This window comes from Flavobacterium terrae (assembly GCF_900142035.1).
Classification (GTDB): Bacteria; Bacteroidota; Bacteroidia; order Flavobacteriales; family Flavobacteriaceae; genus Flavobacterium; species Flavobacterium terrae.
In genome coordinates, this window is sequence record NZ_FQZI01000001.1 from 739,463 (window position 1) to 751,657 (window position 12,195).

The 12,195-nt window shown below is 31.5% G+C and carries 10 protein-coding genes; 4 read left to right on the forward strand and 6 right to left on the reverse strand.

All coding sequences use genetic code 11. The annotated features are described in order from the left end of the window. The first annotated feature begins 12 nt into the window (after nt 1-12). The 3 genes from BUC09_RS03355 to BUC09_RS03365 all read left to right on the forward strand — a co-directional run bounded on the left by BUC09_RS03355 (nt 13) and on the right by BUC09_RS03365 (nt 3,791). Nucleotides 13-1,188, forward strand: coding sequence for a cytochrome c oxidase subunit II (locus tag BUC09_RS03355; RefSeq protein WP_073308662.1), 1,176 nt, complete (start codon nt 13-15; stop codon nt 1,186-1,188). A gap of 29 nt (nt 1,189-1,217) precedes the next feature. Further along, nucleotides 1,218-3,023: a cytochrome c oxidase subunit I gene (locus BUC09_RS03360; protein WP_073308664.1), complete on the forward strand. Its 1,806-nt coding sequence runs from the start codon at nt 1,218-1,220 to the stop codon at nt 3,021-3,023. Between the two features lie 78 nt (nt 3,024-3,101). After that, complete coding sequence (locus BUC09_RS03365) at nt 3,102-3,791, forward strand: porin family protein (RefSeq protein ID WP_073308666.1); 690 nt, start codon at nt 3,102-3,104, stop codon at nt 3,789-3,791. Here the strand turns inward: BUC09_RS03365 and BUC09_RS03370 are convergent. The 3 genes from BUC09_RS03370 to asnS all read right to left on the reverse strand — a co-directional run bounded on the left by BUC09_RS03370 (nt 3,786) and on the right by asnS (nt 7,390). Continuing rightward, nucleotides 3,786-4,184, reverse strand: coding sequence for a hypothetical protein (locus BUC09_RS03370; RefSeq protein ID WP_234972511.1), 399 nt, complete (start codon nt 4,182-4,184; stop codon nt 3,786-3,788). The genes BUC09_RS03365 and BUC09_RS03370 overlap by 6 nt on opposite strands. Nucleotides 4,185-4,392: 208 nt before the next feature. Continuing rightward, complete coding sequence (gene rpoN / locus BUC09_RS03375) at nt 4,393-5,865, reverse strand: RNA polymerase factor sigma-54 (RefSeq protein ID WP_073308670.1); 1,473 nt, start codon at nt 5,863-5,865, stop codon at nt 4,393-4,395. Between the two features lie 79 nt (nt 5,866-5,944). Continuing rightward, complete coding sequence (asnS, locus tag BUC09_RS03380) at nt 5,945-7,390, reverse strand: asparagine--tRNA ligase (protein WP_073308672.1); 1,446 nt, start codon at nt 7,388-7,390, stop codon at nt 5,945-5,947. A 449-nt stretch (nt 7,391-7,839) separates the two neighbouring features. Here asnS and BUC09_RS03385 point away from each other — a divergent pair, with 449 nt between their 5' ends. Then, nucleotides 7,840-8,442 (forward strand): hypothetical protein, encoded by a 603-nt coding sequence (locus BUC09_RS03385; RefSeq protein WP_143161856.1) that lies wholly within the window; start codon nt 7,840-7,842, stop codon nt 8,440-8,442. A 52-nt stretch (nt 8,443-8,494) separates the two neighbouring features. Here BUC09_RS03385 and BUC09_RS03390 read toward each other — a convergent pair whose 3' ends face one another. The 3 genes from BUC09_RS03390 to BUC09_RS03400 are packed head-to-tail and all read right to left on the reverse strand — an operon-like array spanning nt 8,495 to nt 12,090. Next, complete coding sequence (locus BUC09_RS03390) at nt 8,495-9,037, reverse strand: hypothetical protein (protein ID WP_073308676.1); 543 nt, start codon at nt 9,035-9,037, stop codon at nt 8,495-8,497. Beyond that, nucleotides 9,024-9,617, reverse strand: a complete 594-nt coding sequence (locus BUC09_RS03395) for a hypothetical protein (RefSeq protein ID WP_073308678.1) — start codon at nt 9,615-9,617, stop codon at nt 9,024-9,026. The genes BUC09_RS03390 and BUC09_RS03395 overlap by 14 nt, the downstream gene beginning before the upstream one ends. 55 nt (nt 9,618-9,672) lie before the next feature. Further along, complete coding sequence (locus BUC09_RS03400) at nt 9,673-12,090, reverse strand: efflux RND transporter permease subunit (RefSeq protein ID WP_073308680.1); 2,418 nt, start codon at nt 12,088-12,090, stop codon at nt 9,673-9,675. Nucleotides 12,091-12,195 lie beyond the last annotated feature (105 nt).

The following is a 12,195-nucleotide window of genomic DNA, read 5'->3' on the forward strand; positions in this document are numbered from 1 at the left end:
ACAAGAAAACAGATGACAAGTTTGTTGGTTATTATAGTTTTAGTCTTATTATCAATTGCTATTTGGCAAATGACTAAAATTTTCGACTTAACTCAGGTAGGCAATAAAAAAGAGGATTCTCAAATTGCTACTGATAATGATAATAATGTACAGGGATATTTAATGTTTGGTTTTCTTGCATTCCTTTATATCTTCATGATATATGGAATGTTTAAATGGGGACACTTAGTATTAGGAACGCCTGCTTCAGAGCATGGACCTGATTATGATAACTTAATGTATATTTCATTTGCTATCATTTTCTTTGTGCAAGCAATTACTCAAGTTTTATTGCATTATTTTGCTTTCAAATATAGAGGAGCAAAAGATAAAAAAGCTTTGTACTATGCTGATAATGATAAATTAGAATTCATTTGGACTATTATTCCAGTAATCGTTTTAGCAGGTTTGATTCTTTATGGATTATATACTTGGACAAACATCATGTTCGTTGATGAAGATGAAGATGTTATGGTTGTTGAATTATATGCAAAACAATTTAGCTGGGAAGCTCGTTATTCTGGAAAAGATAATGTTCTAGGTAAAGCTAATGTACGATTAATCGAAGGTGTTAACACAATGGGTGTTGATGTTAATGATCCTAATGCACAAGATGATATTTCTGTAACTGAATTGCACATTCCTAAAGGGAAAAAGATTTTATTCAAATTACGTTCTCAAGATATTTTACACTCAGCTTATATGCCTCATTTTAGAGCACAAATGAACTGTGTTCCAGGAATGGTAACTGAGTTTGCTTTTAGACCAACAATGACTACTGACGAAATGCGTCAGCAACCAGAAATTGTTGAAAAAGTTTCGAATATCAATAAGATAAGAGCTAAGAAAACTGCTCAATTAGTTGCAGAAGGTAAAACAGCTCTTGATCCTTACACTTTTGACTATTTATTACTTTGTAACAAAATTTGTGGTGCATCTCACTACAACATGCAAATGAAAATCGTTGTAGATACTCCTCAAGATTTTCAAGCTTGGTTAAAAGATAAGAAGACTATTGTTAATGCTGTTAAAGAAGATTTAGCATCTAAAAAAGCTGAAGAAAAGCCAGTTGTAGCTCCAGTTCAAGCTAAAGTGTTAGATTCTACAGTTGTAGCTACAGCAGAAGACAAATTAGAAGAAAAGAAATAATAAGAATTTTAAATTAATTATAGAAAACTATGGGAGCAGCAGGACATGACCACGATCACGCACACGATCACGATCACGCACACCACCATAAAGATACATTCATCACTAAATATATTTTTAGTATAGATCATAAAATGATTGCTAAACAATACTTGATTACAGGTATTATTATGGGAATCGTTGGTGTAGTGATGTCATTACTTTTTAGAATGCAGATTGCTTGGCCAGAAGAGTCTTTTGGTATTTTCAAATTCTTATTAGGTGAAAAAATGGCTCCAGGTGGAGTTATGCGAAATGATATTTATCTGGCTTTAGTTACAATACATGGTACTATCATGGTATTCTTTGTATTGACTGCAGGTTTGAGTGGTACTTTCAGTAACTTGTTAATTCCGTTACAAATTGGTGCTCGTGATATGGCATCAGGATTTTTAAATATGATTTCTTACTGGTTGTTCTTTACTTCATCAGTTGTAATGATTTGTTCATTATTTGTTGAGTCAGGACCAGCATCTGCAGGTTGGACAATCTATCCTCCATTATCAGCTTTACCACAAGCAATTCCTGGTTCAGGAACTGGTATGACATTATGGTTAGTTTCAATGGCTATCTTCATTGCTTCTTCGTTAATGGGATCATTAAACTATGTGGTAACGGTGATCAATTTAAGAACTAAAGGTATGTCAATGACAAGATTGCCTCTTACAGTATGGGCATTCTTCATTACTGCTGTTATTGGTATCGTATCATTCCCAGTATTATTATCTGCTGCCTTGATGTTAATCATGGATAGAAGTTTTGGGACTTCTTTCTTCTTGTCAGATATTTTTATTTCTGGTGAAGTTTTACATTACCAAGGAGGTTCTCCTGTATTATTTGAGCACTTATTCTGGTTCTTAGGACACCCTGAAGTATATATTGTATTATTACCAGCTTTAGGTATCACTTCTGAGATTATTGCTACGAATTCTCGTAAGCCAATCTTTGGATACCGTGCGATGATTGCGTCAATTTTAGCTATTGCTTTCTTATCAACAATTGTATGGGGTCACCACATGTTCATTTCAGGTATGAACCCATTCTTAGGGTCTGTATTTACATTTACTACGTTGTTAATTGCAATTCCTTCTGCTGTAAAAGCATTTAACTATATCACTACATTATGGAAAGGTAACTTACAGTTAAATCCTGCAATGTTATTCTCTATTGGATTAGTTTCTACTTTTATCTCTGGAGGTTTAACAGGTATCATTTTAGGAGATTCAACTTTAGATATTAATGTTCACGATACATATTTCGTTGTGGCTCACTTCCACTTAGTAATGGGTATCTCTGCATTGTATGGATTCTTTGCTGGTGTTTACCACTGGTTTCCAAGAATGTTTGGTAGAATGATGAACAAAAACTTAGGTTATATTCACTTCTGGGTTACTGCAGTTTGTGCTTACGGAGTATTCTATCCAATGCACTTTATAGGAATGGCTGGTTTACCACGTCGTTATTATACAAACTCTAATTTCCCATTATTTGATGATTTAGCAGATGTAAATGTTTTAATTACGACATTCGCTTTAGTTGGAGCTGCTTTTCAATTAGTGTTTATGTGGAATTTCTTCTATAGTATTTTCTATGGTAAAAAATCTGTTCAAAACCCTTGGAAATCGAATACATTGGAGTGGACTGCACCAGTTGAACATATTCATGGTAACTGGCCAGGAGAATTACCAACAGTTCACAGATGGCCATATGATTACAGTAAGCCAGGTCATGATGATGACTTTGTGCCTCAAACTACACCAATGAAAGAAGGTGAAGAAGAGTTACACCATGCTTAATAAAATATAATATTTAAAAAGCCCTTTCTAAAGAAGGGCTTTTTTTATTTTTGTTATCTTTATGCAATAATTTATACGATGAAAAGTTTTTTTTCAATTATTTTATTTTTTTCATTTTACAATGCCTTTTCTCAAGAGGTTCCTGATTTTGAAGCAATAGATTCTTTATATAGAGAAGATCAATTCTATTTTGTTACCACATACAATGCTATTCAAAATGCTCCTAAAGCTATTTCGCAAAACTCTTATTCTGCTGGTTTTGGAGTTGGTTTTTTGAGAGATTTTCCAGTTAATAAGTTGAGGACTTTTGCGGTTGCGCCTGGTTTAGGTCTTTCATATAATAATTATAAACAGAATTTACTTATTTCAGAACGAGATGGTGAAAGATCTTATTCTGCTATTGATGGAGGTATAGATTACAAAAAAAATAAATTTGCAATATATTCAATTGATGTTCCAATAGAATTACGTTGGAGAACTTCTACTTTTGAATCACATAAATTTTGGAGGATTTACGCAGGTGTTAAATTGAGTTATAATTTTCTTAATCAATCAAGGTATATTGGGCCAAATGAAAGTTTTAAAATAAATAATAACCCAGATTTTAATAAGTTTTCTTACGGTGTTTATTTAACTACTGGTTTTAATACTTGGAATTTTTATGGATATTATGGTCTTCAAGATATTTTCAAAGATGTTTCTTTTAATAGCCAAGAGCCGTTAAAAATGCAATCTCTTAATTTAGGTCTAATGTTTTATATTTTATAACCAAAAGATGGTTAAAAATAGTTGTGGTAATATCCCTATTGTATAACCTAAAAGAAGTTCTTTTGGTGTGTGCGCTTTCATGTATAGTCTTGATGATGCAACTAGGCCATTAAGCAATAAAAGAACAGAAATGAGCATTACTGGTTTGTATTGAAATCTAATAGAGCAAAAGATACAGAAGATTGTTAAGGATGATATCCCTAACATGTGTAAGCTTGCTTTTTTATGAAAAAAGGCTAATAACAATGCTAATAGGCTACTAATAATACTTCCTAAGTAAAAATAGAACAGTTCTGGTAATTCTTCAACAGTTATGCTTTTAGTTATTAGAATAATTAATAGTAATGATTGTAAAAACAATGGTATTTTCCTTTGTGAGACCTTTGTAACCATTATTGAGTCTATTTTGTTGAGTGATACAAGCAAATAGAAACATGCTAAAGGTATAAAGACGGTAATGATAAGAATTTGTAAGAAATACAAATAGACAGTTTCGTAGTCTAAGAATTTTTCTGAAGTTAAAAAAAAGAAAATAGCTGCAAACACCGATATGAAAATAGGGTGAAAGGCAAATGAAAAAAAAGGTAATACTTTTTTCAAATTAAATCTTTTTACGCATTCTGGCTACCGGAATGTCCAGTTGTTCTCTATATTTAGCAACAGTTCTTCTGGCAATTGGATAACCTCTTTCTTTTAAAAGTTCTGCCAACTGATCATCTGGTAATGGTTTGCGTTTGTCTTCTTCGGAAATAACTTGTTCTAGTATCTTTTTAATTTCTATTGTAGAAACTTCTTCACCTTGGTCATTTACCATAGCTTCGCTAAAAAACTCTTTTAAAAGTTTTGTTCCGTAAGGAGTATCTACATATTTACTATTTGCTACACGAGAAACAGTTGATATATCAAGACCAACCATATCTGCAATGTCTTTTAAGATCATTGGTTTTAACTTGGTTTCATCGCCATCAAGAAAATATTCTTGTTGGAAATGCATAATGGCATTCATTGTGACAAATAATGTCTCCTGGCGTTGTTTAATGGCGTCAATAAACCATTTTGCTGAATCTAATTTCTGTTTGATGAATTGAACCGCATCACGTTGTGCGTTTGACTTGTCTTTAGAGTCTTTATAGGTCTTCATCATCTCTTGATAATCTTTTGAGACATGAAGCTCTGGGGCATTACGCCCATTTAAAGTAAGCTCTAATTCATCATCGATAATTTTAATGGCAAAATCAGGAACGATGTGTTCAGTAATTTTTGTGTTTCCGCTAAATGAACCTCCAGGTTTAGGGTTCAATTTTTCTATTTCATCGATTGCTTTTTTAAGCTGATCTTTAGAAACGTTATATTTTTGAAGTAATTTTTCGTAATGCTTTTTTGTAAAAGCATCGAACTGATCTTCAATAATTTTTATAGCTAAATCAACAGATTCAGTAGGGGTTTTGTGTTTTAATTGCAATAACAAACATTCTTGCAAATCGCGTGCACCAACTCCAGATGGTTCCAGCTCATGTATGATATGGCAAAGAATTTTATTGACTGTTTCTTCATCAGTGTAAATCCCTTGTGTGAATGCCATGTCATCTACAACATCGGCAATGCTTCTTCTTAGATAACCATCATCATCAATACTTCCAACTAAGAAATCGGCTATATCACGTTGATCATCACTTAAAACAAATGTATTAAGTTGATTGACTAAATCTTGATGGAAACTTACAGCAGCTACAAATGGAATATCTCTATCCTCATCATCGTCACTGTAATTATTTGTTTGCGTTTTGTAGTCAGGAGTTTCGTCGTTACTTAAATATTCATCAATATTAATGTCATTGGCATCAATGCTATCACTGTCATCATAGTCATCATATTCGTCATTGTTGTCAAATTCATCTTTTTCGAACTTATCTTCATCATCTAAATTACCTCCTTCTAAAGCTGGATTTTCATTCATTTCCTCCATAAGGCGTTGTTCAAAAGCCTGAGTAGGCAATTGAATTAGCTTCATCAACTGAATTTGTTGAGGAGAAAGTTTCTGAGATAATTTAAACTGTAAGTTTTGTTTTAACATGTTTGAATATTCGGTTATTATTGAATTTGGTTATTTGAATATTTAAAAACAAATAACCAAATAAACGAATCTACTTATTTTAGAATTCTGCGTTTTGAGGTGTTCTAGGGAATGGAATCACGTCGCGAATGTTACCCATACCAGTTACGAATAATACTAAACGCTCAAACCCTAAACCAAATCCTGAGTGTACAGCTGTTCCAAAACGGCGTGTATCAAGATACCACCATAATTCTTCTTCGTCGATCCCAAGAGTTTTCATTTTTTCAATTAAAACATCTAGGCGTTCTTCTCTTTGTGAACCTCCTACAATTTCTCCAATTCCAGGGAATAAAATATCCATTGCGCGAACAGTTTCTTTTCCAGGTTCTGTATTGTCGTTTAAACGCATGTAAAATGCTTTTATTTTTGCAGGATAATCGAACAATATTACTGGAGATTTGAAGTGTTTTTCAACTAAGAAACGTTCGTGTTCACTTTGTAAATCTGCTCCCCATTCTTCAATTAGATATTGGAATTTTTTCTTTTTATTAGGGGTAGAATCCTTTAAAATATCAATAGCTTCAGTGTATGAAACACGTTTGAAGTTGTTATCTAATACGAAGTTTAATTTCTCTAATAAAGACATCTCGCTACGTTCAGCTTGAGGCTTTTGTTTTTCTTCATCAGCTAAACGAGTTTCTAAGAACTTCAAATCATCAGCACAATGATCAACAGCATATTTAATTACATATTTAATGAAATCTTCTGCTAAATCCATGTTGTCTGCTAAATCATTGAAAGCGACTTCTGGTTCAATCATCCAGAATTCTGCTAAGTGACGAGACGTGTTCGAATTTTCGGCACGGAAAGTAGGTCCAAAAGTATAAACTTGACCTAAGGCCATCGCGTAAGTCTCGGCTTCTAATTGTCCTGAAACGGTTAAGTTAGTTTGTTTTCCAAAGAAATCCTCTTTGTAGTTTACTTTGCCTTCTTCTGTTCTTGGAGTGTTGTCAAAAGGCAATGCACTTACTTGAAACATCTCACCAGCTCCTTCAGCATCAGAACCAGTAATGATTGGTGTATTAACGTAAACAAATCCTTTTTGTTGGAAATATTGGTGTACAGCAAATGATAAAACAGAGCGAACACGCATAATAGCTCCAAATGCATTTGTTCTCACACGTAAGTGAGCATTTTCACGTAAAAACTCTAAGGAGTGCTTTTTAGGTTGCATTGGGAATTTCTCTGCATCAGAATCTCCTAAAATTTCAAGTTTTTTAACTTGAATTTCATATTTCTGTCCTGCTCCTTGACTTTCTACTAGTTCTCCACTAACACAAATCGCTGCTCCAGTTGTAATTCTTTTTAAAGTTGTTTCTGGCGTATTTTCAAAATCTACTACACACTGAATATTATGAATAGTCGAACCATCGTTCAACGCAATAAATTGATTATTTCTAAAAGTTCTTACCCATCCTTTTGCTGTTACTTCTTGTAATGTCTTCGTGCTGTTTAGTAAGTCTTTAACTTTTGTATGTTTCATCTTAAATATTAGAATTTAGAATCTAGAGAATATTATTAACTGCAAATATAATTCTTTTGGATGAAAACTGAAAGATTGAAAGTTGTGCATTAATAAGGCGGAATTATAACTTTTTTGAGTGAATTAGTTATAGTGGTAACTTTATTGTTTTGGTTGTATTTTGGTGTTAAATATTTGATTTTTAGTTATTTGTTTCAAAAATTAAGAATTTGCTAAAATATTTCAAAATTCATTATGAATTTGTGAATTATTAAGTTCTTAGCTTGGCGGTTGATGGTATTAAACTATTGTTATTAAAAATTGATATTTATTGTTTTTTTGTTAATACTATCACGGTTTTTGATTGCATTTTTGATAATTATTAAAGGTTTAATCATTTTTTTACAATAAAAATACATGTCTTCTTGTTTTTGGTTTTATTTTTGCAAAAAAAACGTAAAGCCTTACAAATGAAAAAAATAGCCCTAATTTTAAGTTTCATTGTTGCAATAGTTACATCGTGTACAGTAGAACCTAATGATGTTACTGCAGAAAGAATTCAAAATCAAAATCTAATTGAACCTACTTTTATGTCTGGGGATCTTAATAATGTTCCTTACGTGAATTTGAGACCGCAAACATATACAGGAGTTACTTCTATGCAGACAGAAGTTGAAACATACCAAATGACTCCAACGGTTCAGTATAATTATTTATTATTACAAGGTTCTGATATTACATTAACAGATGCTCCTCAATCAACATCTATATTAATTGATATTAGAATTCCAGAATGTAAATGGGCAGTAGGTACATATAATTTAAGTGATGATTTGACTACTGGAATAAATGGATTAGATTGTGTTGCTCGTTTAATTGAAATAGGAGGAGAGACTAAAACAAGATTAGTTTCTGGAAGTTTGACAATTACGGAGTTTAATCTAGCTACAAGTACAATTAAAGGAACTTTTAATTTTACATATCAACGCAGAAACGGATCGGTTTATGAAGGTTCGTATGAATTGACTAATGGTGCTTTTAAATATAAATTAGACGCCCCTTTCTTTAATTAATATTTTGCCTCAAATCTACTGAAAAGAGCACTTATTTAAGTGCTCTTTTTTGTTATTTAGATTTTTTATTTATTCGACTTTCAGTATCTTCTTTAATTGTGATGATGAATCCTTCGTCTTTAATATATTCTGGTTCAAAACTGTTTCTACATACACACGTTACTTTTTCTTGATTGAAAAAACTTCTGCAAATAACAGGTGTTTCGTATAAACTTATTCTTTTAATACCGAATAAAGAGGTTTGCTCAATTTCTTTTAGATTAGTATTTTTTTTGATGATAAAATCATAAACAATATAAGTTATAGTGTCTTTTACTTTATGTATAGTTACTTCGTCACTAATAACTACTTTTTTGATATTGTCAAATAATCTTGGATTAATCTTAGAAGTTATTTCTTTTATAAATCGTATGTCTTCTTTTTCAGTTTTTGATTTAATTTTATTTGTTTCTAGACTGACTTCGTTAGATTTTCTCTTAATTACTTTGTATTCACTTTTATGATTTGTTTCTTGACAACTTAAGGTGTTTATTGTTAAATAAAATAGAAAAAATATTTGAAAAATGACTTTTGTGTTGCAATTAATATTCAGCATAGAATTTTGATTTTAAATTAGGACGTAAAGCATATTGAACTTCTACAAAAAGCTTGCCTGCTTTAACTAAATCAATCATAGATTGGTGTAGGTCTTTTGTACTAATTCCAGCTAAGTTGGCAATGTCTTTTTTGAAATCATCAAAACTTCCAATAATTTCTACACAGCCAGCTGCGCCCCACCCTGATTCGTTAATATCTGATGGACCAGCATGAATTAAAAAGTTTCCTTGTATTTGAAAAGCACCACCAAATGGAGAAAATCTATTGTGAGTAGCATAGTTTTTATCATACATTGGAACTTTCTTTTTTGCTACGCTTGTTAATCCTGAATTTACCCACCCTTTTGTTTTGTATGATGAAGATGGAGAAGATGGGTCGTTCCAAAAAGGCATAAAACGCAATGCTTTCCACTCCTTTTTCATTGTGCTGTTTAAAGTATTTTCAATAGTTACTTTGTAAACAGGAGTGCTATAAAGCTCAATTTTACCATTGTCATTGAAGTCATCATCAGGATAGGATCGAGAATAATATATATCCCCAGTTTCTACTCCTGTTACCGTAATTATAACGCTATTCATTTTGTACTAAGTTTTTACTAAAGTAAGAATATTAATACAAATATGTAATTTAAAATTAATCTTTTTTCTCTATAGCATCTACTTCTTCGTCCGTAGGTTCTAAAATGTCGATAGTTGGTTTGATAAATTCTTGTTCATTGGCTAATGTTCTGTTTAGGGAAAGAACTAATGATGGTAGTAAAACTAAGTTGGAAAGCATGCCAAAGAATAAAGTTAAAGCGACCAATCCTCCAAGTGCTACCGTTCCTCCAAAACTTGATAGCATAAATACCGAGAATCCAAAAAACAATACTATGGAAGTATAAAACATACTAATTCCAGCATCGTCAAAAGTGGCAAAAACAGATTTTTTAATTTTCCATTCGTTTCGACTTAATTCCAATCTGTATTGAGCTAAAAATCGTAAAGTATCATCAACAGATAATCCAAATGCGATACCAAAAACTAAAATTGTAGATGGTTTTAAAGGAATGTTTAAGAATCCCATTAATCCAGCAGTCATTATTAACGGTAATAGGTTAGGAACGATAGAGACAATTACCATTTTAAAAGAACGAAACATGATGGCTACTAATCCTCCAGTTAATAAGAAAGCAAGTATTAATGAAGACACTAAATTGTCTAATAAGTATTTTGTCCCTTTTTGAAATACAGAGGGTTTGCCTGTAATAATAACTTCATAACGAGGAGAAGGGAAAAGCTTGTTCGCTTTTGCTCTAATTTGCTCCTCAATAGCTTCCATGTTTTTGCCATTTTCATCCTTAATGAAAGTTGTTATTCGAGCATATTGACCTGTGCTGTCTACATAACTTTTCATTAAATTTTCCTTAGAATTTTGTGTGGCATTTTTGGCATAAGACAAAATAAATGATTGTTCTTGAGCTGTAGGAAGTTCAAAAAACTCAGGATTGTTATTGTAATATGCTTGTTTAGAGTATTTGATTAAGCTAACTACTGAAAGCGGTTTAGATAACTCAGGAATATCAGTTATTGTCTCTTCTAATTCATCCATACGTTTTAAAGTCGACAATTTCATTACTCCTTTTTTACGCTTAGTATCAATCATTATTTCAAGAGGAAGCACTCCATTAAACTCTTTTTCAAAAAATAAAATGTCATTAAAAAAAGAGGTCTTTTTGGGCATATCTTCTAAAATGCTTCCTGAAATTTTTATTTTATGAATTCCAATAAGTCCAACAATTAAAAGAACAACGGCAACCGAATAGACTTCAACTTTTTTGTATTTAACTGTGTTTACAATCCATTTCATAAATGAATTAAGATAATCACGGTTTAAATGTAAAAGATGCCTGTTTAAAGGGGAAGAAATAAAACTAAAGAAAATAGGAATTATAAAAACACACAATAGGTAGATACACATTATGGCAATCGAGGAAACAATTCCGAATTCTATTAATAAATCGTTATTTGTACCAATAAATGTTGCAAAACCAAATGCAGTTGTTAGATTGGTCATAAATGTTGCTGTACCAGTTTTGGTAATAACCCTTTGCAAAGCCTTGGCTTTGTTTGCATGTTTTGCGAATTCCTGATGGTATTTGTTGATTAAGAAAATACAATTAGGGATTCCAATTACAATAACCAGCGTAGGAACAAGTGCAGTTAAAACAGTAACCTCATAACCTAATAAACCGAGTAGTCCAAATGACCACATTACACCAATAATTACAATAATTAAAGAAATTAAAGTAGCTCTGAATGATCTGAAAAAAATAAAGAAAATTAAGCCAGTAATTAGTAGAGCCGCTCCAATGAATAATCCAATTTCGTCAATAATTGTCTTAGCATTTAGTGTACGAATATAAGGCATGCCAGATGCACGTAAATCAATTTTAGTTTCGTTTTCAAACTTTTCTATTTCTGGAATTAAGCTGTTTAGAACATATTCCTTACGTGCTTTTGTATTTACAATTTTCTTGTCAAGATATATGGCAGAACGAATAGAACCAGTCTTTTTATTGAATAATAATCCTTCATAGAAGGGTAAATTATTTAGTAATTCGGATTTTATTTGGTTTAAATAATTTTGCTTTTCAACCTTAGATTTATCTACAAGATTTTTAAGAGCAAATTTTTCCAATGAATCGTTTTTGGTTAAAACTTTTAAATTGTCTACAGAAATAACTAAATCGACTTCCTTATGTTTGCTTATTGTAGACATCATTTCACTCCAAGCCTTAAATACTTTTGGAGTAAATAATTTAGGGTCTTTAGTAGCGATAACAATCAAATTACCCTCTTCGCCAAACTTATCTAAGAAATTATTGTAGTCGACATTTACTTTGTCGTCTGCAGGAATTAGATTGGCTTCTGTTTGAGTAAATATAATATTTTTCCACTGGCTTGCTAAAAGAATTGTAATAAGGGTAACAATGCTTATAATTAGAATTCTGTTTCTTAAAATAATTCGGGCAATTAATTCCCAAAAACCAATACTTAATAATTTTTTCATAGGTAAATAAAGTACCAACAAAAGTACAGAAAACCCTTAAAAGTAAATTGAATAATAACATTTTTTTAAATCTTGAATAAATCTTAATTCGCTATTTTATTAGAA

Coding starts and splice junctions, on each gene's coding strand:
- BUC09_RS03385 (WP_143161856.1), top strand. CDS start 7,840: ATGAAAAAAATAGCCCTAATTTTAAGTTTCATTGTTGCAATAGTTACA.
- rpoN (WP_073308670.1), bottom strand. CDS start 5,865: ATGTTAAAACAAAACTTACAGTTTAAATTATCTCAGAAACTTTCTCCT.
- BUC09_RS03365 (WP_073308666.1), top strand. CDS start 3,102: ATGAAAAGTTTTTTTTCAATTATTTTATTTTTTTCATTTTACAATGCC.
- BUC09_RS03395 (WP_073308678.1), bottom strand. CDS start 9,617: ATGAATAGCGTTATAATTACGGTAACAGGAGTAGAAACTGGGGATATA.
- BUC09_RS03355 (WP_073308662.1), top strand. CDS start 13: ATGACAAGTTTGTTGGTTATTATAGTTTTAGTCTTATTATCAATTGCT.
- BUC09_RS03400 (WP_073308680.1), bottom strand. CDS start 12,090: ATGAAAAAATTATTAAGTATTGGTTTTTGGGAATTAATTGCCCGAATT.
- BUC09_RS03360 (WP_073308664.1), top strand. CDS start 1,218: ATGGGAGCAGCAGGACATGACCACGATCACGCACACGATCACGATCAC.
- asnS (WP_073308672.1), bottom strand. CDS start 7,390: ATGAAACATACAAAAGTTAAAGACTTACTAAACAGCACGAAGACATTA.
- BUC09_RS03390 (WP_073308676.1), bottom strand. CDS start 9,037: ATGCTGAATATTAATTGCAACACAAAAGTCATTTTTCAAATATTTTTT.
- BUC09_RS03370 (WP_234972511.1), bottom strand. CDS start 4,184: ATGGTTACAAAGGTCTCACAAAGGAAAATACCATTGTTTTTACAATCA.